Consider the following 22,890-nt stretch of genomic DNA (forward strand, 5'->3'; position numbering starts at 1 on the left):
TTTAATTGACGAAGAATTGAGATTAAAATATAAGGAAAAATTATGAAAAGATTATATTTATTAATGTTGCTCGTACTGTTAGCTATCGGTCTAAATGCTCAAAGAGGGCTTTTTGGCATTGCTTATGATGCCCCTCTTAACACAGCAGACTCGCTGTTATGTTATCAAGGGTTTTTAGCATCTGAAATCGAAGGCAATCTAATCACTTACCGTTCAGATTATAATAATTTCGTAGATGCAATCATTTTAATTGTTGATCCGATAAAAGAAATTGTTGTAGGATGGTTTGTAAGCTATAATAAGGATAATACTCAGGAACAGGATGAATATGTGCTGGAACAACTGGAAAAGATACATGGAAAAGCGGTATATTTAGACCAAGAGCGAGAAAAAATTTGCTGGATTTTTGATGAACATCGTGTTGCAATCTATGGATATGCACCTTCTGGAAACCTTTGTATCTATTATTACGATTTTTCCTATCCAGAACTATTTCAACTTCCACCAACGGTTGAGCAAAAAATAAAGAATAACCCCCCTGATATTTCCCAACCCTGATACCATTCTTTGAAGTTATAACCTGTTGTTCTGCTTGACATTTAAAGATAAGCTAAAAATCTTGAATAAAGAAAAAAATCAATAATAAAGGAGCTAATTATGAAAACGGGAGGATGTCGTTATGGAACACATCGGGTTTTGGAACCTAAAGGGGTGCTTCCACAACCAGCCAGAGTGCTTGATAACGATATGAGTGAAATCTGGGATAATGAGTTGCTCATTAATGTAACGAGATTAAATATTGATTCTGCTTCATTCCACCAAATAAAAAAGAAATTGGAAGAACAGGGACATACTGACTTGGAGAAAGCTTTTGCAGAACACACAATAGACCTGGTAAATCGCACTGGTAAACATATGAATGAGGATACTGGTTCAGGTGGTATGCTTATTGGAACAGTAGCACAAATAGGTGATAAATTTGAGATGAAAGAAGAGATAAAAGTAGGAGATAAGATAGCTACTCTGGTCTCTCTTTCCTTAACTCCATTAAAAATAGATAAAGTAAAAAGAGTTCTTTTAGATAAAGACCAGATTGAAGTTGAAGGACAGGCTATCCTTTTCAGCAGTGGTGTTTATGCTAAATTACCTGATGATATGGATGAAACCCTGGCTCTTGCAGTTTTTGATGTTGCAGGAGCACCAGCTCAAGTGGAACGTTTGGTTAAACCTGGTGATACAGTTGTAATATTAGGTGCAAATGGGAAAAGTGGAATTTTATGTAATGCGGTTGCCCGCGAAAGAGCTGGAATCACCGGAAAAGTTATAGGTGTGGTTCGTAATCCTAATTATATACCAACCTGCAAAGAAACAGGTTGTAATGAAGTCATTATTGCTAATGCGACAGATGCGCTAACTATCCAAAAAGAAGTTTCTCGTCTAACTAACGGCAAAATGGCAGATGTGGTTATTAATGTTGTAAATATTGAAGATACAGAACTGCCTTCAATAATGGCATGTAAAGATCGTGGTATTGTCTATTTCTTTTCTATGGCTACTTCTTTCACCAAAGCAGCTCTTGGCGCTGAAGGAATTGGCGCTGATGTGGATATGATGATAGGAAATGGATATGCTCATCATCATTCAGAGATTGCTCTGGATTTACTTCGTAGGAATCCTGTTTTAATGCGTATCTTCAAAGAACGCTATGGAGAAAATTAAGGAGAAAGTAGAAATGACTAATACAATTAATATCCGTTCTATAGCAACTCAAGATGAATGGAATGATTGGCATTGGCAAATAAGAAATCGCATAACCGATTTTGAGACCTTAAGAAAATATATAAAATTGCAACCTGAAGAAGAAGCCGTTACCCAATCCAAAACTTTCTCTTTTAGGATGGCTATAACTCCCTATTATTTATCACTAATCAATCCTGATAATCCTTTGGACCCAATAAGACTGCAATGTATTCCTCGGATACAGGAGAGTTATATCGCTCCCACTGATTTGAGAGACCCTTTAGAAGAAGATGCAGATGCTCCTGTGCCAGGTATGACACATCGCTATCCGGATAGAGTATTGCTTCTTTTGACTGATCAATGCGGAATGTATTGTCGTCATTGCACTCGTCGTCGTAAAGCTGGAGAGACTGATGCTCCTATGCCCAAAGAAAATGTGGAAAAAGCCATTCAGTATATCACAGAACACAAAGAAGTGCGAGATGTAATCCTTTCTGGAGGCGACCCTCTAACTCTGAGTGATGAGCGTCTTGATAGTGTTTTAGACCGCTTAGCAAAGATAGACCATATTGATATAGTTAGAATCGGAACAAGACTACCTGTCGTTTTACCTCAACGAATAACTGATAGCTTAATATCCATTTTCAAAAAATATAAGTTCCTCTGGTTGAATACTCATTTCAATCATCCTCATGAATTAACCAATGAATCCAGTGCTGCCTTAGCCAAACTTGCTGAAGCAGGAATTGTATTGGGAAACCAGTCTGTTTTATTAAAAGGAATTAACGATAATGTAGATGTGATGAAAGCTCTGGTGCATGGTTTGGTAAAGAACAGAGTGCGTCCTTATTACATATATCAATGTGATTTATCTGAAGGCATCTCCCATTTCCGCACTCCCATCTCAAAGGGTATAGAAATTATGGAATCATTACGTGGTCATACTTCTGGATTATGTGTTCCCACTTATGTAGTTGATGTCCCTGGTGGTGGTGGAAAGATTCCCGTTATGCCAAATTATGTTATTTCTCAAATGCCCGGACGAGTTATTCTGCGTAATTATGAGGGAATGATAATATCCTATACTGAACCAGATTTTGTGGCTGCAGATGATAACAAATATCAATCACTTTGCGCTCCGGAATATCAATCCACTGAAGGAGTAATGGCTCTGTTGAGAGGTAAAAAAGTCTTTATAGGTCCCTCAGATACAGCACGGATGAAACGTCGGAAATCTTAATTATGGCTGAATTTGCTGGTTCCTCTCATTTTAATTGGCTGGAAGAGGAAAGTATTAAAGCGATTACTATTGTCGGTATCTGCAAAAATGCAGGGAAAACAACCCTCCTCAATCATTTGATTTCCCTTAGAAAGAAAGGAACCTGGGGAGTTTTTAGTACGGGAATAGATGGTGAAGAGACTGATTTCTTGTTTCGTATTCCTAAACCTCCTGTAATTCTTGATAAAGACTTCATATTTTGCTGTGATACCTCAACATTAGATGAATTAGGTTGTCAGATAGTCGTGCTGTCAAAACTTCCTTTCTCAGTAGACCGTCCTTTGTGGATGGCAAAAACTCTTATTCCTCTGCAAACTGAGATAACGGGACCTTCTACTGTCAAAGAACAGATTCAAACTCTAAAATTAATCCAGAATTATGGGGCAGAAAAAGTGCTAATAGATGGTTCTATAGACCGAAAATCCATAGCTCAATCAGAATATATTGATGCAGTAATTATGGTCATTGGTGCCAATTTTGGCACTTTAGATGAAATTACGGATGAGGTTAATAGATTAAAAATCTTAAATTCTATTCCACAAAGTACTTTGGTAACTCCAAATTCTCCTGAATATAAGTTTCTACTTGATTCAGAGGAGATTTGTCTTTATGAAGAAAGGAACTGGAAACCCAGTGGATTAGTCTCTCTCATAGGTAATATTAAACCACTTAGGCAAATGATTTCCAAGAATACTGAAGCTATTTATATTCCAGGTGCTATTACTGATATGGTCTACCAGGATATAAAAAATATATTATCTCAGAGCGGAGCTCAATTAATTGTTCGTCATCCTAATTGCCTGAAAATCCGTTTAAAAAGACTGGAATTTTTTTATACTCAACATCATCCTACGGCTTTGATTCCTTTTCGCATTAGAAACTGGGCTCTTAATTCTATGGGTTTAGGATTTTCCGATATTGAAGCACAAGAATTTAGAGCTTACTTGCGTGCTCAATTTCCTGACCTTAATTTTGTTGATGTGATGGAATTAGGATATGAGTGATAGAGATAAGATAACCGGAAAAACCGTTAATCTTGGTCTGTTCTGCAATGTAGGATTAGCCATTATAAAATCTATAGTGGGAATTATTGGTCATTCTCAAGCATTATTAGCCGATGGTATCAATTCCACTTCTGATGTGGTATATTATCTTGCAGTAAAGTTCTTTATGCGACAGGCAAATAAACCAGCTGACTCTGAACATCCCTATGGACATAGACAATTAGAAAGTATTTCAGCTATAGTGGTTGGAGCTTTTATTCTTACAACGGGTATCGCTATCTTCTGGCAATCCCTCAATAAAATCTTTGATCTTGTGACTGGAGTAGAACCCTTTCAATCTGCTTCAACCTTTGTGGTATTAATCGCTTTCTTGACTCTGATGCTGAAGATTTATTTATATTATTATACTAAGAAGAACTTTACCTTAACTAAAAACCCTACCCTTCTCGCCTTAGCTAAAGACCATTTAAATGATATTATGGCTTCTGGAGCAGTGATAGTTGGTGTAATAATGGCTAAATTTGGAATCTTATGGATGGACCCTGCTGCTGGTGCAATTGTAGCAATATTTATTGTTCGTACAGGAATTTCTATCATTTTCCAATCTGCTTCAGAGCTTATGGATGCGGTTCCAGACAAAGAATTTGGAAATATAGTGAGAGAATTAACCTTGTCTGTGGAAGGAGTGCGAGATATTGAAGACTTAGGAGTTCATAGATTTGGTCCTTCATATACTATTGAGATGATTATCGGAGTAGATGGAAATATCACTGTGGATGAAGGGAATAAAATTTCACATAAGGTTGAAGAAAGGCTTATGAATCATTTCCATGATAGTCTTAGGAGGGTAACCATACATTTTCATCCAGCTTCCTCAAATAAGGGTCCATTTTTCAAAGTATCTTGATTCATAGCTTTCACAGGAATAATGACCAATAATAAAGATAGCATATTTAAATGATATCACTACATCCGACATGTATAACATTTATGGGAAATAATCTTATTTTAACTGGACTTCTTTTTTTTTGAGGTGTATAAACTAAATGAATAAGTCCAGAGAAGAGCAACCAAACCGTAAAAAAAAGCTATTACTAATAACAGATTTATATCCTCATCGTTATAATCCCGTATGTGGTGTTTTTGTAAAAGAACATGCAAATGAATTATCAAAATATTATCAGATTAAAGTAATTGCAACATCTTTTCCTTATCCCCTGAAAACTGAGCATAAACAAGAGAAAGATATTGAGATTACTCATATTTTCTTTCCTTCAATAAAATCAATATTTGTTACTTCTTTTATCACATATCCCCTATTTGCTTTGCCTAAAGTTAAGAACATTATAAAATCTTGGAATCCTGATATAATACAGGTTCACGATTATCATCATATCCCAGAGCTTTTCTGGTTAAAGACCTGGCTGGATCATACTAACTTTCATATTTACTTATATCTTCATAATATTCGCTCTCATCCTGATAGATTAAAAGGTAACCGTCTCATCCCCTTTTATCGGAAAACTTTATCAAAAGCCTTTCGTAACTGGGATCATATCTTTACTGTTAATCCTCGCTTAAAAAATTGGATTCTTCCCTATATACCAGAGAATAAAATCACAGTAACAGGAAATGGAATATCTCCAACTCCACCCATTCAACCAGAAGAACTTTTATTTATCCGAAATCTCTGTATTCCTGATGCTTATAAGATTATTTCTGTAGGGAATCTTTTGGAAGCTAAAGGTTTTGGTTATCTTATTTTAGCAGTCTATAAACTTCTCCAGAAAGGTTTAAATATACAGTTAGTTATAGTTGGAGAAGGTAAAGACCATCAAAGATTAACAGAACTAATACAAAATTTAAATTTATCTGACAGAGTATTATTAACTGGTGCTATTGAAAATAGCATTCTGAGAAATATATATCCACTTTTTGATCTTTTCGTCCTTGCAAGCTATAGTGAAACATTTGGTATTGTCTTCTTAGAAGCAATGTATGCAAGCTTACCTGTAATCGGTATCAAAGGAGAAGGAATATATGGACTATTTGAAGAGGATAAAGAGGCTCTATATGCAGAACCTCGTAACAGTGAAGACCTTGCAAATAAAATAGAATGGCTCATAACTCATCCTGAAAAAGCAGCAGCTATTGCCAAGGCTGGACAACAAAAAGTAAGGGAACAATTTATGTTATCAGATCTTATAAAAAAAGTTAGAGAAGTATATGAACAATCAAAAGTTATTAATGATTATTAATAGTTTTCCCCCAAGTGGTGGCAGTGGTGTTCAAAGACCCCTAAAATTTCTGAAATATAGCTGTCACGCGGGTTGGGAAGTACATGCAATAGTTCCTAAAAAACCGACTAATACTATTATAGACTATAGTCTTTTAGCGGAAATACCAGCAGAAGCTCATATCCACAAAGTTAGAGGGTTGGGCATCAAAACACCTGAATATGCTAAAATTACCAGTACTTGCTTTGAAGAAACTACTCCCCAAAATCCTATTGAAAGACAGTTTTGGCGTCTAATAAAATTCTTTAACGATCTTCTTTTCCCGATAGATAAACAAATCGGCTGGGTCCCTTTTGCTACACATAAAGCTATCCAGCTAATAAAAAAGCATAATATCAAAAATGTCTATATAACAGCTTCTCCCTATTCTTCTTTTTTGACCGGTATTCATCTCAAGAAGAAATTCGGTAATAAAATTTTCTGGATTGCTGATTACCGTGATCCCTGGCAATTTGCAATTTATATGAAGAAAAAAATCCTTCCTTTCAGACAAAGATATATTGAAAAAATGGATGAAAAAGTTTTAACAACTTGTGATATGGCAGTTTTTGTATCAGATTCAGACCGAAATAATTATACCCAAAAATATCCTTGGTTAGAATCAAAATCGTGCACTATCACCAATGGTTATGATGAGGAAGATTTTAAGGATGTCAACCCGGTTAAATTTTCTTATCCTACTCTCTTTTATTAGAGAAAATCAAACAAACCGGATTTGATTTCTATTCTTATGAGGGTTATAAACCACATAAAGAAGCATTAAATTATATTTGTAGTGTTGATATTAATTTAGTTATGAGAGAGAATAATGAGGAATCCCAAAAAGTTCTACCTGGCAAAATCTTTGAACTATTAAGAGACGGAAGACCCATTCTTTCAGTTGGACCTCAACGCTCAGTTATATCAGATTTAGTTAATTAAACTCAAACTGGTGTTCATGCCTATATAGAAGATCCTCAAGCTATTGCAGAAGCCTTACGGATCTGCTATTCTCGTAGAAATGACCCTCCACCACCTAAGGAAGTTATAGAACAACATTCCAGAGAGTACTTAACCAAAAAACTTCTCTCGCTTTATCCAGATTCCTGAAAATACATTTCGTTTCTCTGGAGATAAAAAGAATCCCCCCAGAACTTATTAATTCCGGGGGGGTTATCTTATATTTTTGGAATATTCTTTTATTTAATCATCAGCAATTTACCACTAATCCTATCTTTATCCGCTTCTACACGATAATAATAGACTCCGCTATCAACTTTCCTACATTGATTATCTGTACCATCCCAGAAAAGGATAGCATTTCCTATGGCATCAGTTATTGTATTAAATTGTTTCACTAATTGTCCTTTTACATTGTAAACACTCATAAGCGCAGGTACATTACTTTTGGTTTGAATAGAGAAAGAGACATTTCCCATGCAGGGATTAGGATATACACTAACTGAAGTAACAGCAGGAACTGCAGGATCATCAATAGCAGTACCTACTACGATAGTAACCACATTGGATGGTCCTGATAGCATCATAGGATTGTTAAATAAAGTGCAAACCCAATATTGATGAGTTCCATTAGGCACTCCCACATCCGAAAAACTTAATATACTGGGATTAGTTATGGTAGAAATGGGTAGTTCATCTCTAAATAACCTATAGCCAACCAGTCCTTTCACATCAAAATAAAGTGGAGGTTCCCAAGTTAATTGCACAGTATTGGGTGGAATATAGGTACCATGAAGATTTCTTGGAGGTGGAAGTTCCTGGATAGGGATAGTAAAAGCACTCATTACAGGAATACCATTCATTCCGTGTTCATCTACAGGCACAACTCTAAAGCCAAGAGGTATATTCAGGTCTTCTTCAGTAGGAGTATAAGTAAGTTGATTAGCTCCTTCAATAGGGTGGGGTTGACCAATCACTCTGTACCATTGATAAATTGAAGAACCTTCTTCATCACCATCTATATCCGAAAATGTATATGATGCGGTAAGCTGTTGATAAATAACTGGAGGACCAGTTATAACCACATTTGTAGCGGTTGGCGCATGGTTTAAAAATCCTGTCCCTGTTAAGGGAATATTAATAACTGGATGATTGTAAAGATTACTTGTAATCGTTAAAGTTCCAGTATAACTTGTTGCTGCAGTAGGAGTAAAGGTCACATCAACCGTTATGGACTGAGTTCCAGGTATGGTGAAATTGGTGATACTACTGCTAAAGACAAAATTATTTATAGAAATAGTCCCAGTTACAGGTTCAGCAAGAAAATTGGTTATCGTTATAGGTACAGTGGAACTTCCACCAATAAAAGTTTGTGGAAAATCTATGTGGTCAACCGATACAGGATAAGCACCAACTAAGCCAGGAAGAGAATATTTCACACTCTGTAAAATCTCCTTACTGGTCATATTCTGAAGGAAGAATACCATTTCACAATTAGCAATATTCCAAGAAGCATCAGGAGTAAATGTTAAATTGATAGTTGTAGATTCTCCGGTATTTAAATTAACTGGTGTGCCATTTTGGTCGGGAATCATTAAACGATTGACATTCTCTACTGTAGTTTGATTGAACCATACAAATGGGATATTTGATTCTGTCAGGACTGCATGCAATTTAATATTTGTATTAGTATCATCCTCAGGTTTAGTAACTGTAACTGTAACCTGGAATTGATTATTAGATTGAGTTCCCACCGCAGAAATAGTGTAATGTGAAGGAACTTGCATCCGTGCATTTACCTTAGGTAAATAGTTTGAATACATAGAGCTACTATTACTTCCACCTACGGTTGGATTCAACCCATCAAAGAAAGCAGTAGGAAAACCAGATACACCATAAAAACTATTTCTTGCATTAGAATAGACATTGGCAAAACTATCGCCATTATGATTTTTAATTATAGCTACAGGATGACCGTTATTCAAAAGGTCATGGCAACCCATCGCAGCACCAGGGCAATATTGGCACCAGGTGCCTGTAGCAACTTCTACTACGACCAAATTTCTTGGTACAGCATATAGAAAAATACCAGCCCATACTATTAAAAATATTGAAAGAAAGCGTTTCATTGTTCTCTCCTTCCTTTTTGCAAATAATTAGAAATCCAATTTGTTTAAATATAGAATCATCTATTTCTGTCAAGTTTATCCTGCGATTTTCTTTATAATAAATTTGACTGTATATTCTGGACGAGGTCTAAAAGTTCTTCTGGCTTCCTCACCAGATAATCTGGATGATGACGAAGTAGATTTTCTTCTGAGTGAAGTCCCCAAGTTACACTAATAATCTTAACTTTGCTACGATGAGCTGCTTTAATGTCTCTAACTTCATCTCCAATATAAAAAGTGTGGTTTTGATTTAATTTATGTTTTTTTACCTGAGTGCTTATGCTGTTGTGTTTTCCGAGAATTCCTCTGGTCCCTTCAATCCAATCAAAACAATCAAGATTATTACGCTTTAAAAAGTCATTAATATGTTCTGCATCATTAGAACTAATCAAACCTAATATAATTCCCCATTCTTTTAATTTTCTAATTACAGTATCCATTCCGGGACAGGGCAGTAGCTGCGGCATAATTTGTCTATATTCATTTAAGACAGTCATTATAGCCTGAGGTAGTTTGGAAAGAGGAAAATGCAATTTTCGGCAGGCTTTGGGTATAGATAGGTCCCTTAAAGTATTAAAAGTTTCCTGAGAAAGTGGCTCAAAGCCATAACTGGGAGCAAGCTTATTTATTAACTGTAAAATGGCTTCAATAGAATTGGCAACTGTTCCATCAAAATCAAAAATTAAAGCGAGGTTCATAGATTTCCTCCTTTTAATTTTAGCACCATACTATATGCGCTATTTGCACTTATCCTGAATCTATTCGCTACCATTTGAGCTATTGTTTTTGAACTTAAACCTTGTCCAAGAAGTTCTTCTATATATTGATTTATTTCAGTCCTATCTATTCCTTCTGAACGCTTATTACCTTCAATAACAATCACAAATTCACCCTTTTCTTTGATATTAAAATTCGTGATAATATCCTGAATATTGCCTCTAATAAACTCTTCATATATTTTAGTAATTTCTCGAGCAAGGCATATTCTTCTATTGTCAATATATTCAGAGAGTTCAGTTAAAGTTCTTTTTATCCTGTGAGGTGCTTCATACAAAATAACAGTGTGTATAGAGTTTTTAATGAGAGTCAGTTTTTCTTTTCTATGTTTGGTAGTTAGAGGTAAAAATCCTAAAAAGAGAAAACTTTCAGTACTAAAACCAGATGCCGTTAAGGCAGGAATGATAGCAGTAGCACCAGGTAGTGGGATAATATTTATTTGATGGTCAATAGCTTCTTGAACAAGTAAAGAAGCAGGATCGGAGATTCCTGGACTTCCTGCATCTGAGACAACGGCAATATCCTTGCCTTGTTCCAAAAGTTCAAGAATCTCCGGTATACGCTTCTTTTCGTTATATTTATGCAGACTAATAAGTCTACTTGATTTTATCTGGTAATGCGAGAGAAGTGAACGCGTATTGCGCGTGTCTTCTGCAGCTATAATCTCAACCTTTTGCAGGATTTCCAGTGCTCTCAGGGTTATATCTCTCAAATTCCCAATCGGAACTGGAACAAGATAGAGATTGCCTGCTGGCAAAGTTACTCCTTAAATAAGATTTAATTCTTTCCCAACTTTTTTGAAAGCTGTTATAGCTTTATCTAAATCTTGTCTATTGTGAGCAGCAGAAAGTTGAACCCGGATGCGAGCTTTGCCTTTGGGAACTACTGGATAAACAAAACCTATAACATAGATTCCTTCATCCAGTAACATATCTGCCATCTTCATTGCTAAGGGCTCATCATAAAGCATCACCGGGACAATTGCCGTATTACCTTCTACAATATCAAAACCTGCTTTGGTCATCTCTTCACGAAAATACTTGGCATTATCCCAAAGTCTATCTCTCAGTTGAGAAGAACCGGATAACATATCTATCACTTTCAGGCTGGCACCAATTATAGCTGGAGCAAGAGAGTTGGAGAATAAATAGGGACGACTTTTCTGCCGAAGAGTTTCTATTATTTCTTTACGGCCAGTTGTGAATCCACCATTACCACCACCCATAGCTTTACCCAGAGTACTGGTTAAAATATCTACCCGATCCTGAACTCCAAAATATTCCGGAGTTCCACGACCGTTGGGTCCAATATAACCTGTGGCATGCGAATCATCAACCATTACTAAGGCATCATATTTATCTGCCAAATCACAAATTTCCGGCAACTTTATCATATCACCATCCATAGAAAACACACCATCAGAGCAAATTAAACGATATTTCATATTCTGAGTTTGTTTCAGAATGTTCTCAAGTTCTTCCATATTGGAATGTTTATAACGAAATCGTTGAGCTTTGCAAAGACGGACACCATCTATAATAGATGCGTGATTAAGTTCATCCGAAATAATAGCACATTCTTCATCCAGAATCGGTTCAAAAAGACCACCATTGGCATCAAAACAAGCTGCGTATAAAATAGTGTCTTCAGTGCCTAAAAATTCAGATATCTTGTGCTCTAAATCCTTATGAATTTGCTGAGTTCCACAAATAAACCGAACAGATGCCAAACCATAACCCCAATCATTCATAATATCCTGAGCTGCCTTAATAACCTCAGGATTATTGGCTAATCCAAGATAGTTATTGGCACAGAAATTCAAGACAGTTTGACCGGTGCTGACCCGAATGGAAGCACCCTGAGGTGTAGTTAATATCCGTTCATTCTTATAGAGACCCTTTTCTTTTAGTTCCTCCAGCATATTTTGTAAATCTGTTTTCATTTTGCCAAACATGGCAAACCTCCATTGTTTAGTTTTAATTTTATATTACAATTTTTGAAATTCACTATTCAGTCAATAAAAAAGCTAAAACATATCGGACTCAAACGAGCTATTATTGAATTATCTATAGATTAGATACAATTTGCCCTCTCTTAGTAACCTATGGGTAATCTCTACTTAGATAACTAATAAGGAATGAGATTTTCTTTTGAGCTAGAAAAAAAGCTCCCCAAATCTGGAGAGCTTTAAGTATGGTGCAGAAGGCGGGACTCGAACCCGCACACCCATTACAGGCACAAGATCCTTAGTCTTGCGTGTCTGCCAAGTTCCACCACTTCTGCATAAATTTATTTCTTTAAATCTTCTGTTGTTTTCTGAGTTGAAGAAGAACCATCAATTGCTTTGGTCTCAGTCTGTTCATTATTACCTGGTATTGTTGTCACTGACTTATTTGTCTTTGATTCTGTACCAGCTGGGGCTTTGGAGGTTTCACCAAATTGTTCTTCTAATATCTTAGGAGCTTTTGCCTGATTTGTCTTTGTCACTTGAAAAGCTAGAAAAAGTGATGAAATGACAAATAAGACACCTAAAATCTGAGTCCATTTCCTTAAAAATTTGGAAGCTCCACTACCTCCAAATACATTCATTGCTGCTCCACCTAAATTGGCATCCAGACCACCTTTTGATGTTTGAGCTAAAATCACAAATACCAGTGCAACACAGATTATGATATGAATGACCAAAGATACAGTATATAAGACCATTCTTTTTTCCTTTTCTATTTTAAAAAATCCTAATTTTTTTTCTTTATTTTATTTCCTCCATTTTTGTCAATCATAAAATCCTATTTAATTCCTACTACATTTGAAATTTCAGTGAGTTAAAAAAAATTATCCATTTAACAGAGATAAGAAAATAAGAGTTTTATATCTTGCCTTATAATATGTGGTAATATGTATTTTATTTTATTAGTTCTAAAGCACTGAAAAATAACTATAACCTAAATATTTTTAATCTATTTGGAAATCCTTCTAAAAATTCACCATAAAATTATTGACAATATTTCTAAAGAAAATTGAAATGAAAAAATAATGAGGTATTTATGGAATTCATTTTACCTGATGGAAAAATTTTAGAACTGGAACAAGTCCGTAAGGTCTCCAGGATTCGTGATTTGGGTTTAGAAAAGGACTCTATTGAATATAGTAAGATAGCTTTTGAGATTCATTTAAAGGGTCATAAAATAATAGAGGTAGGTGAACGCTATCATTATGCTGATTGGGCTGAAAAATTGAAGAAATTAACCACGATTAGAAATAATTTGATTAACGCTCTAAAAGAGGCAGGAATACAATTTGAAGAGGAGTAAAAAACTTAATTATTAGTGTTAATAAGAAGGAAGGGCAGGAAAACCATTTTCCTCTATTTTTTAGCTAAAGAAACGATTTTATCTACTAATTCTGGAAAGTTTATTCCAACTGCTTTTGCTGCCATAGGAGTAAGGCTTAAATCTGTCATTCCAGGAAGAGTATTAACTTCCAGAAAATAAGGTTTATTTCCATCATAGCGAAAATCAATTCTGGCATATCCTTTTAACCCAAAAATCTTCCATAATCTTTCGGCATAAAGTTGAATAAGCTGAGAAACTGATTCTTCTACTGGTGCTGGACAAAGATATTCAGAGTGACCTTTACTGTATTTATTATTAAAGTCATACCAGCCATTTAAAGGTCTAATTTCTATTAAGGGTAACGCTTTCCCATCAAGAACTGTTGCGGTTAATTCTTTCCCGGGAATATATTGCTCTAAAAGAACGCTATCAGAATAAGTTAAAGCAAGTTTTACGGCATCCTTCAACTCAAATAATTTGTCTACTATACTTATTCCAACGGAAGAACCACTGTCATTTGGTTTAACTATTATAGGCAGTCCAAGTTTTGCCTCTATAGCGGAAAAATCAATCGGATCCTGATAATCATTTAGTAAATCTTCCCTCATAAGAATATATTCAGGAGCGGGAATGCCTTCATCTAAAGCCATAAGCTTTGAAACATATTTATCCATGGTAAGAGTGCAAGCTTTAGGCCCAGAACCGGTATATTTAAAACCAGCAAGAGAAAGAGCCGCTTGTAATTCACCATTTTCACCTGTACCACCATGAAGACCAATAAATACAATGGAAATCCTCTCCGTCCTAAGTTTGCTGATTAAGGAGTAAAAATCAGAATAATCAGCTGGATCAAGCTCTATAACCTCATATCCTTTTTCTCTCAAGGCTTTTGCAATGGCTTCACCACTTCTCAAAGAGATTTCTCTTTCGGGAGAAGTTCCACCTTCTAAAACTGCTATTTTATCCATAATTTCTCTCACTTTTCTATTATAAAAAACAACTCTAATTTAAATCCCATTGCCGCTTTAAATCGTGCGACATCAGGATTATTTCCACCACAAAAATCTATCTTATCAAATCTTCCCCTTAGACTTTCTATGAAAGTTAGATAATGAACAACACTGGCACCATTTTTCATCTCTTCAGGAAGAGTGCTTAACATAATTAGATATGCTCTATCATCTTCTTTTCCACCCAATACTAAGCTTGAACTTACAACTTTTCCTTCTCTTCTAAGGTTGAATTGAGAAAGTAATTGATGCTGATACAAGTCCTCCATCCATTTTTGAAAGGCACTATAAGCTAACCCTAAATCTTTATTTAGCCGTTGATATAATATCTTGAGCAAATGGATAAACTCTTCTGGAAGGAATTGTTCATCCAACTGATAATTATAAATGGACGCTTTGCTTAATTTTGTTTTCTCATCATATAAGAGTTTTAGTGGTTCCTGAAAATCATAGGTAAATGTATAGAGCGGTTTTGCTTTATAATTTTTCCAGGTGAAACCTCTTACATCATAGTTTTCTGGCATTAGTTTGAATTTCATCTTTTTATAATGAGCTTTCAACCATATTGCTATGTCGGAACTGATATTAAGTTCATCCAGTAGTCTACGATTTTCTCCCTTTTTTCCTAAGTTGTAAAACCATAGTCCTTGATAATAAGAACTCGTAGGACAAATAAGATAACTGATTCCCAATTTTTTCTTTTCATAGAGGGGCATAACTGCCTTTATCTCATCACCTTTATAACAGACAAGTTGTTTGGCTTCACAGTTATGAAGATTTTGGACTGCTAACATAAAATCCGGATTTATCCATAGAGGGCAATAGGACAGACCTTCTTTACTTGGAAAACGTGCTACAATATTATATCGGGACTTATTCATATTGTATTATCCTTTATTCAAACAAGCAGATGTAAGGCAAAGAAAACTTAGACCACGACGGTTAATTAAATTTTCTCTCAAAGAATAAAATTCCTGGGCAAATAGGACAGGATTGTTCAATTTTCCCCATCCTATTTTTAGTCTATAACTTAATGAAAATCAATATAATATAATCTATTTAATCACTTTAGAGAACTTGCTTTAATCGTCAATAAAAAAACTGTTAATAAATGTATTTCATCTTTTGTATTGACCAAAATACGCTTATATTATCTGTGGGAATATTATAATGAATGAGGTCCTTATGAGAGGAAAAGTTAAATGGTTTAACAAGAATAAAGGTTATGGTTTTATAATCACGGATGATAATAAAGAATACTTTGTACATTGGAAATCTATAGTAACAAATTCACCTCGGGAACTTAAAGTTCTGGAACAAGATGAAGAAGTTACCTTTGATTTAATGGAAACTGATAAAGGCACCCAAGCCATTAATATCATTCGTGTTAATTCCTAAGCCAAAATTCTGTTAACATAATTCTCAGGGGCAAAAGAGTATATCTTCTGCCCCTGAATTTTATCCTATGCCTTTTTTACCAATCAATCTAAAAGAAGCCAGAGCTCGTGGATGGGATGAGCTGGATATTATAATTGTTACCGGTGATGCCTACATTGACCACCCAAGTTTTGGAGCAGCTATAATTGGAAGAGTCCTGGAAAAAGCTGGTTTTCGCGTAGGAATCCTACCACAACCTAATCCTGAAAAAGATGAGGATTTTCTGGCTCTTGGTATTCCCCATCTCTTTTTCGGAGTTACTGCTGGCAATATGGATTCTATGGTAAGCAATTACACTGCTCAAAGAAAAAAGAGAAACAATGATGCCTATAGTCCTGACGGCATTTCTGGGTTGAGACCAGACCGGGCAAGTTTAGTCTATACTAATATTCTTAAAAGAATAGCTAAGAACACTCCTATCGTTTTGGGTGGCATAGAAGCTTCTTTAAGACGTATAGCTCATTACGATTTCTGGCAAAATAAAATACGTGCCAGTCTTTTAGCTGATACCAAAGCTGATATTCTAGTTTATGGTATGGCTGAAAGAGCTATTCTTGCCATTGCTAAAGCATTACGAGAAGGAAAAAAGATTTCTGAACTTACCGATATCGCAGGAACTACTGTTTTTAGTAAGCAACCTCCTGAGGCTGATGATATTATTCTTCCTGATAATATCGCTTGTCAGGATAAATTCACCTTTCATCAGATGACCCATATTTTTGAAGAGAATTATTTATCCAGAACCATCTATCAATTAAATGGCAATCGCTGGATAAAACATAACCCTCCAGCGGAATCTTTAACTCAAAAAGAGATGGATGAACTATATTTACTTCCTTTTGAATACGCTCCCCATCCCATTTATAAAGAACATAGGATTCCAGCTTATGAACAGATAAAGGATTCTTTAACTGCTCATAGAGGTTGTTATGGAGGCTGTAGTTTTTGTGCTATAGCAGTACATCAAGGAAGAAAAATAAGCTGGCGGTCTTCTGATTCTCTGGTTCAAGAAATAAAAAATATTACTGCGAAAAGAAAGCATAAGATGACTATTACTGATGTGGGAGGTCCAAGTGCTAATATGTATGCTTCCTTTTGTTCTCTGGATTTTCCTTCTTTTTGCAAGCGCTCTTCTTGTATCTATCCATCAATCTGCCCAAATTTAAATCTTGCTCAAGAGAAACAATTAAAAGTACTTTCTATTCTTGAAAACCTACCACAAGTTAAATCTGTATTTATCTCTTCAGGCATCAGACACGATCTTGCTATTCTTTCTCCTCAATATATAAAAGCTTTAACCCTAAAATATACCAGTGGAAGATTGAAACTTGCACCAGAACATTGTGTCCCCAAAATCTTGAGATTAATGCAAAAACCCGATACTTCTTCCTTTGAGAAGTTTTCTCAGATTTTCTTTTCTACCTGTGAAGAAGCAGGAATAAAAAGACAAATTGTCCCCTATCTCATTGTTGGACATCCAGGTTCTACCATTCAGGATGCTTATAAATTGCGGGATTGGCTAAAAAAGCATAATTTAAAAGTGGAACAGGTGCAAGAATTTACTCCTACTCCTATGACATTAAGCACTTGTATGTATTATACTGGCTTAAATTATTGGACTGGGAAACCAGTGTATATCCCTAAACCAGGTGAAATCCGAAAGCAAAAAGATATCATTCTTAGCTTATTTAAATAATTTATATCATAAGTTTATATAATCTCAATTTATTTTTCTATACTTTCTATAACTTATTGTAAATTAATATGATTGCGAACCACATAATCTCTTTCAGCCATAAGTATGTGTTGCTTTAACCAGAATAAGAATTATTATTTTACTTGACAATAATATCATTGAAGATAATTGGATTTATATGAGGCAAAGAATGAAGAAAAATTTGCTGTTAATGGTTGGGTTTATCTTTTTCTGCGTAATGGCAGGTGCTACTTCTATATACAATATTCAATATACCAATAGCCGTGGTGCAGATAATAGTTATCCCTCACCTTATCTGGGTAAACAGGTTACTGTGGAAGGAATTGTAACTGCTGTTAATTTCAATGGAGAAGGTTATTTCCTTTCTGAACCAGTTAGTGGAGCCTGGAGAGGGATTTATGTATTGGATACAGAGCATAAACCTAAAAGAGGAAATTACTTGCAAATATCCGGGGAAGTAGCAGAATACTTTGGAATGACCTGTATTCGCAATTTGAACTCATACCGGGTCTTGGACCAACATCGCAGTTTACCTACTCCCGTAATTATCAGTACCAACCAGTTAACTAATCCCTTAGATGCTGAAGCTTATGAGGGAGTTTATGTCCGTCTTGTCAATGTATCTGTCTCCAGTATCAAAAGTAAAAATGGAAAGTTTATGGTTAATGATGGAAGTGGCCCCTGTAGTGTGTCACTGGGAAATTTTGGGACTAAAACAAATTTACCCGCTTTAGGAACACAATTTCTTCAAATATCTGGTATTGTAACTTTTTCTTATGGAGAGTATACTCTCAATCCTGTAAGTTCTGAGGACCTGCAAATTCAACAACCTGTTTACATTCAGACTCGTAGCTGGGGCTCTATCAAATCATTATATAAATAAAATTTAAGGAGTATAAAAAATGAAAAAATTCTTTAAGAATACACTTATCGTCGCAGGTGTAGCGCTGGCTGCTCATTTTGGCGTTAAAGCTTATAAACGTATTAATGGAGTTATAAAGCTTTCAAAATCGCTCGGTGATTTCTTGAATAATGTCTATGGAGTTAAGCCTAAAATAAGTATTAATAGCGGAATAAATACTATAAATGCCAACAATATCAAAGTAGAATTCCCGCAAGAGATCCTGGATAAATACACTGATATTGAAACTACTATCCGTGAGTATATTGATGATTTTTATCCTGAACTCGCTAAAACCAAAATCAATATTGAGATCCAACCTTTAAGCGAACAGGAAGGCGAGAATATTAATGTAGAAGTGGAACCTGAACCAGCCGACTAAAAATTAATAATTCAAAAATCCTAATTTTTCCACCCGTGTCTTTTTGATGCGGGTTTTTTTGTGGATTGGGATTCATTATTTTATAGACATCAATATATGATGATAGAATAAAATTATATATCGTAATGTGCAAAAAGGTAAATGAGAGATAACTACTTTATTTAGAGTTACTTATCCTTGATTTTTGTCCTTTTTGACCTATCTGTTTATTTTTCAGTCAATTACAGCTTCTCCCTTAGCTCTCCCTTGGCTCTTTCTTAGCTCTTTTGATAAGTGAAAGATAAGAGCGAGCTAACATAGCAATTGAATCTTTATAATTATCTGGTAGCATTAACCTTAATAAACCATCTCTATCATAAAAAAGAAGTTTGGATAATCCAAACTTCTTGATTTAATATTATTTTGTTATATTTAAAATTATCTAATTTCTATGCCCCGGGTTTTAGAAATAGAGATCCCGCACTCCTTTTTCCATCTGCTCCAATTTGTTTTTAACTGCTTGTTTCATATTTTCATCTTCAATTTGTTTTAGTTCTCGGTCTATTAACTCAAATCCGATCTGCCTTGTCCGCTCAGAGGCATAATCATAAAGATATTCAGCAAAAGTTAGTAAAGCATTAGGAGTGCAAAACCTTTTTACAAATCCAGGAATGGCAAATTCCATAAAATGTTCACCTGTCCTACCAGCACGATAACAACTGGTGCAAAAGGAAGGAATATAACCTTCTTGCGCCAGTTCATATATTACATCATCCAGACTGCGTGTATCCCCTAAAACGAACTGACTTTTCTTTCTTGATTCCTCATCTTTGGCACTGTAATCGCCTACTCCTATGCTGGATCCGGCATCTATCTGGGAAATACCATAACGAATTGCCTCATTACGAAGTTCTGCTTCTTCTCTCGCAGTTAAAATCATACCCGTGTAAGGAACACTCAATCGGATAATGGCTATTAACTGCTTAAAATCTTCATCGGGAACCTTATGAGGTGGATTTTCCGTAAATTTTGTACCAATAGCTGGTTCTAAACGAGGAAAAGAGATAGTATGTGGTCCCACTCCAAAGGTTTCTTCCAGATGAATAGTGTGATAAAGCAGTCCCATCACTTCAAACTTCCAGTTATACAAACCCATTAAAGCACCGATACCAAGGTCATCTATTCCCGCTTTCATCGCCCGATCCAGTCCATATAAACGCCAAAGAAAATTGCTTTTAGGACCTCTCGGATGCAATGTTTTGTAAGTCTCTTGATGATAAGTCTCCTGAAATATCTGATAAGTACCGATTCCCACAGATTTCACAATCCTGTAACCTTCTATATCCAAAGGAGCTGCATTGATATTCACTCTACGAATCTCGCCCTTTCCATATTTGGTATCATATACAGTTTGAACAGTTTGAGCGATAAAATCTGGAGAGTATTTTGGATGCTCTCCATAAACCATAATCAGTCTCTTATGCCCTTTTGATTCCAGAGCTTGCGTCTCCTGCACTAATTGTTCGTGACTTAATGTGGCTCTAATACATTCTTTATTGGAACTTCTGAAACCGCAATAAACACAATCATTAACACATTCATTTCCCACATAAAGCGGTGCAAAAAGCACTATCCGATTTCCATAAATGGTCTTTTTAAGCTCATGCGCTCCCTCTCTGATTAATTGTTTCAATTCAGGGTCGCTCACATTAAGCAGAGCTGCTGTCTCTTCTGGTGCAAGCCTGTTCTTTTCCAGGCTTTTAGCAATAATCTCTCTTATTTGAGATTCGGAAGGATTCTGCTCGCTTTGAAGCAACTCCTCAATCTTTTCCGTTGGTATAAAGGACTCCAGTCCTTCAGTGTCTATATTCATTTTAACTCCTTATTATTATACTTTTAAAGTCATAGTCTTCACTTTAACGGACTCAATCTGACCCAATTTTCCTGCAAAAGAACCCAGGATATCCAGATTGGCTTCCATAATCAAAAAAATGACGGACACATTTCTATCCCGCATAGGATAACCCACCCTTAAAAGGATATAGGAAGCATGTTGATGAATAAGTTCGGAAACGTGATTGAATGCTTTCTCCCTATCTTCTATCACAATAGTGACAATGTGCCTCTTTTCATCCATATAATTATCCTTTAAAATTCATTTGCCTGGATGAAGGAGGATTGTAAAAGGAGTTTTGCTCTTTTCTTACCACCCTTGATGCCGGAACTTATCCCTCATCTCAGGTCTTTATTTAATATAATATTTATCTTGCTCTATCTGGCAAGAGATTTCTTAAGAAAATCAATACTGCGCTGATTCTATATCCTATAAATACAATCACTGGAAATGTAATCAATTTTGACAAACAAAATCTGCTCCTGCATAAATAACATTCTCTTTAACCTCAAATTCCAGTTCAGGAAGCATAATCAGACGATAGATGTTTTGATATTTTTTCTGAAGATTTAAATAGGTTATTTTCTGGTCTAATTCTCTAAGTAACATATCTGGTTTAATGTTTTTCCCCCATTTTGCTTCACCAATAAGTAGATTTTGACCGTCAACAGACTCAGTTATAATATCAATTTCAATTGGTTTATTAGTTTTGGACTGTTGCCACCATCTTTGAGCAGGAAGAAATTGTATGTTTTTAACATTTAAATTAATTACACTTTGTCTACATAGTTCTTCCCAGGTTTCTGAAACATAGACTTGCCATCTTTTTTTTATTTCCTTCTCTACCACATCAATAAGCCGACTGTTTAAAATGGATTGATTTGGAACAACAAAGGTAAAGAAAAATCTAATAAGAGGGTCTTCTAATCTATAAAGTGTTTTTTTATTATTCTTGAAATTTTCACCCCAGCACAATTCCCTTTTTACATAACCTGCATCAATTAAGACTTGCAATGACCTACTAAGGCTGGTGGCTGGTTTATTTAATCTACCAGCAATTTCTGAAAGTTTATTACAACCCAGCCCTATTAATGAAGCTATGCTAATTGGCTGAACTGCACCACTTAAATCATCCATAAAAAGTCTCAAAGGCTCTTCATATAAAATACCATAGGGATTAAGAATAGCTTCTCTAATCGCTTCAAATAAACTATTATATTCAGTTCTAACCTCCCAATACCTTGGTATCCCACCCCAGACCGAATATTCCTCAATTGCTTGAATGGATGTTAGATTCAGTATTTGTTTCAACCACTTGCATTTTAGGGGCTGAAGTTTAATAATTCTATTTGCTCGTCCAAAAAGAGGGGAACTTTTCTCCAGAAATGTGCTATACATCATCTGCTGTAAACTGCCACAAATAATTAAATGAAAATTCAAATTCTGCTTTAAATCAATAATCTTTTGGAGTACACTTGGTAATTCTGGTGCACTTTTCACTAAATTAGGAAATTCATCAATAATAATAGTAGCCTTTTTAGATAGTTGCCTATTTGCCTGTTCAAAAAAGGTATACCAATCCGGGTACAAAACATTATTAAACCCTGGAATTAGTTTCGCTACCTGAACGGCAAAAAAATTCCTCTGAATATCGGAAGTATTAATATCAGCAAGATAATAGATACAATTTGCAGGTTTAAGTTTTTGCAATAAGGCACTCTTGCCAACCCTTCTTCTTCCATATACTACAATTAATTGACTTTCTTTTTTACTTAATTCCTCTTTAATTAAGCATAATTCTTCTTCTCTATCTACAAATTCCATCTTAAAAAACCTCCTTACTTCGTTATGTTTCCATTATTTTATATTCATTATGTTTGTCAAACATTATGTTTATCAAACATAATATTCCTAAGAATAATGTTCTATTCTCCTATAATTTACTTATTCTCTTTTCATTCATGAGTAAGCTATATTAGTTCATATAAATTATACACCTAAGAGAATGCGATATTTCACTAATAACTTTAATAA

23 protein-coding genes and 1 tRNA gene are annotated in these 22,890 nt (G+C 35.2%); 13 read left to right on the top strand and 11 right to left on the bottom strand.

All coding sequences use genetic code 11. The features are described from left to right. Positions 1 to 42 precede the first annotated feature (42 nt). The 8 genes from E0946_RS02985 (at position 43) to E0946_RS07440 (ending at position 7,241) form a co-directional block, all read left to right on the top strand. The gene (locus tag E0946_RS02985; protein ID WP_133200986.1) at positions 43 to 558 is read left to right on the top strand and encodes a hypothetical protein; all 516 of its coding nucleotides are present in this window, start codon (positions 43 to 45) and stop codon (positions 556 to 558) included. Between the two features lie 99 nt (positions 559 to 657). Next, positions 658 to 1,719: an L-erythro-3,5-diaminohexanoate dehydrogenase gene (gene kdd, locus E0946_RS02990; RefSeq protein WP_133200987.1), complete on the top strand. Its 1,062-nt coding sequence runs from the start codon at positions 658 to 660 to the stop codon at positions 1,717 to 1,719. Positions 1,720 to 1,732: 13 nt separating this feature from the next. Next, positions 1,733 to 2,980: a lysine 2,3-aminomutase gene (gene kamA, locus E0946_RS02995; RefSeq protein ID WP_133200988.1), complete on the top strand. Its 1,248-nt coding sequence runs from the start codon at positions 1,733 to 1,735 to the stop codon at positions 2,978 to 2,980. Between the two features lie 2 nt (positions 2,981 to 2,982). After that, entirely contained in the window at positions 2,983 to 4,023 is a 1,041-nt protein-coding gene (locus tag E0946_RS03000; protein ID WP_133200989.1) for a hypothetical protein, read from the top strand. Beyond that, on the top strand, positions 4,016 to 4,930 hold the full coding sequence (locus tag E0946_RS03005; protein WP_133200990.1) for a cation diffusion facilitator family transporter: 915 nt from the start codon (positions 4,016 to 4,018) through the stop codon (positions 4,928 to 4,930). The genes E0946_RS03000 and E0946_RS03005 overlap by 8 nt, the downstream gene beginning before the upstream one ends. 139 nt (positions 4,931 to 5,069) lie before the next feature. After that, positions 5,070 to 6,281 (top strand): glycosyltransferase family 4 protein, encoded by a 1,212-nt coding sequence (locus E0946_RS03010; RefSeq protein WP_133200991.1) that lies wholly within the window; start codon positions 5,070 to 5,072, stop codon positions 6,279 to 6,281. Next, positions 6,271 to 7,014: a glycosyltransferase gene (locus E0946_RS07375; protein WP_243713728.1), complete on the top strand. Its 744-nt coding sequence runs from the start codon at positions 6,271 to 6,273 to the stop codon at positions 7,012 to 7,014. Before E0946_RS03010 ends, E0946_RS07375 begins: the two co-directional genes overlap by 11 nt. A 101-nt stretch (positions 7,015 to 7,115) precedes the next feature. Beyond that, positions 7,116 to 7,241, top strand: coding sequence for a hypothetical protein (locus tag E0946_RS07440; RefSeq protein WP_277997828.1), 126 nt, complete (start codon positions 7,116 to 7,118; stop codon positions 7,239 to 7,241). 257 nt (positions 7,242 to 7,498) lie between these two features. Here E0946_RS07440 and E0946_RS03020 read toward each other — a convergent pair whose 3' ends face one another. The 6 genes from E0946_RS03020 to secG all read right to left on the bottom strand — a co-directional run bounded on the left by E0946_RS03020 (position 7,499) and on the right by secG (position 12,910). Continuing rightward, entirely contained in the window at positions 7,499 to 9,388 is a 1,890-nt protein-coding gene (locus E0946_RS03020; protein ID WP_133200992.1) for a T9SS type A sorting domain-containing protein, read from the bottom strand. A gap of 92 nt (positions 9,389 to 9,480) precedes the next feature. Further along, a complete protein-coding gene (locus tag E0946_RS03025) occupies positions 9,481 to 10,125 on the bottom strand; it encodes an HAD-IA family hydrolase (protein ID WP_133200993.1) in 645 nt (214 codons plus the stop codon). Continuing rightward, entirely contained in the window at positions 10,122 to 10,961 is an 840-nt protein-coding gene (rsmI, locus tag E0946_RS03030) for a 16S rRNA (cytidine(1402)-2'-O)-methyltransferase (protein ID WP_133200994.1), read from the bottom strand. Before rsmI ends, E0946_RS03025 begins: the two co-directional genes overlap by 4 nt. A 9-nt stretch (positions 10,962 to 10,970) precedes the next feature. Further along, entirely contained in the window at positions 10,971 to 12,158 is a 1,188-nt protein-coding gene (locus E0946_RS03035; protein WP_133200995.1) for a glycine C-acetyltransferase, read from the bottom strand. A gap of 240 nt (positions 12,159 to 12,398) precedes the next feature. Further along, a tRNA-Leu gene (locus E0946_RS03040) sits at positions 12,399 to 12,487 on the bottom strand. Positions 12,488 to 12,493: 6 nt separating this feature from the next. Continuing rightward, the gene (gene secG, locus E0946_RS07380) at positions 12,494 to 12,910 is read right to left on the bottom strand and encodes a preprotein translocase subunit SecG (protein WP_243713730.1); all 417 of its coding nucleotides are present in this window, start codon (positions 12,908 to 12,910) and stop codon (positions 12,494 to 12,496) included. 338 nt (positions 12,911 to 13,248) lie between these two features. Between secG and E0946_RS03050 the strand changes: the two genes are divergently transcribed. Next, positions 13,249 to 13,515 (top strand): hypothetical protein, encoded by a 267-nt coding sequence (locus E0946_RS03050; protein WP_133200996.1) that lies wholly within the window; start codon positions 13,249 to 13,251, stop codon positions 13,513 to 13,515. Positions 13,516 to 13,568: 53 nt separating this feature from the next. On the opposite strand, the gene E0946_RS03055 is transcribed toward E0946_RS03050, so the two are convergent. Next, positions 13,569 to 14,504: a D-alanine--D-alanine ligase gene (locus E0946_RS03055; RefSeq protein WP_133200997.1), complete on the bottom strand. Its 936-nt coding sequence runs from the start codon at positions 14,502 to 14,504 to the stop codon at positions 13,569 to 13,571. Positions 14,505 to 14,512: 8 nt separating this feature from the next. Further along, entirely contained in the window at positions 14,513 to 15,427 is a 915-nt protein-coding gene (locus E0946_RS03060; protein ID WP_133200998.1) for a hypothetical protein, read from the bottom strand. A gap of 304 nt (positions 15,428 to 15,731) precedes the next feature. Here E0946_RS03060 and E0946_RS03065 point away from each other — a divergent pair, with 304 nt between their 5' ends. The 4 genes from E0946_RS03065 to E0946_RS03080 all read left to right on the top strand — a co-directional run bounded on the left by E0946_RS03065 (position 15,732) and on the right by E0946_RS03080 (position 18,983). Next, entirely contained in the window at positions 15,732 to 15,944 is a 213-nt protein-coding gene (locus E0946_RS03065) for a cold-shock protein (RefSeq protein ID WP_133200999.1), read from the top strand. A 67-nt stretch (positions 15,945 to 16,011) separates the two neighbouring features. Next, positions 16,012 to 17,679 (top strand): YgiQ family radical SAM protein, encoded by a 1,668-nt coding sequence (locus tag E0946_RS03070; RefSeq protein WP_133201000.1) that lies wholly within the window; start codon positions 16,012 to 16,014, stop codon positions 17,677 to 17,679. 190 nt (positions 17,680 to 17,869) lie between these two features. Next, positions 17,870 to 18,583: a single stranded DNA-binding domain-containing protein gene (locus tag E0946_RS03075; protein ID WP_133201001.1), complete on the top strand. Its 714-nt coding sequence runs from the start codon at positions 17,870 to 17,872 to the stop codon at positions 18,581 to 18,583. Between the two features lie 19 nt (positions 18,584 to 18,602). Next, positions 18,603 to 18,983 (top strand): hypothetical protein, encoded by a 381-nt coding sequence (locus E0946_RS03080; protein WP_133201002.1) that lies wholly within the window; start codon positions 18,603 to 18,605, stop codon positions 18,981 to 18,983. 442 nt (positions 18,984 to 19,425) lie between these two features. Here the strand turns inward: E0946_RS03080 and hydG are convergent, their stop codons facing one another. The 3 genes from hydG to E0946_RS03095 form a co-directional block, all read right to left on the bottom strand. After that, the gene (gene hydG, locus E0946_RS03085; protein ID WP_133201003.1) at positions 19,426 to 20,835 is read right to left on the bottom strand and encodes a [FeFe] hydrogenase H-cluster radical SAM maturase HydG; all 1,410 of its coding nucleotides are present in this window, start codon (positions 20,833 to 20,835) and stop codon (positions 19,426 to 19,428) included. Between the two features lie 15 nt (positions 20,836 to 20,850). Further along, a complete protein-coding gene (locus E0946_RS03090; protein WP_133201004.1) occupies positions 20,851 to 21,099 on the bottom strand; it encodes a TM1266 family iron-only hydrogenase system putative regulator in 249 nt (82 codons plus the stop codon). Between the two features lie 213 nt (positions 21,100 to 21,312). Continuing rightward, positions 21,313 to 22,680, bottom strand: a complete 1,368-nt coding sequence (locus tag E0946_RS03095; RefSeq protein WP_133201005.1) for an ATP-binding protein — start codon at positions 22,678 to 22,680, stop codon at positions 21,313 to 21,315. Positions 22,681 to 22,890: the final 210 nt, after the last annotated feature.

The sequence above is a fragment of the Candidatus Syntrophosphaera thermopropionivorans genome (assembly GCF_004353895.1).
Classification (GTDB): Bacteria; Cloacimonadota; Cloacimonadia; order Cloacimonadales; family Cloacimonadaceae; genus Syntrophosphaera; species Syntrophosphaera thermopropionivorans.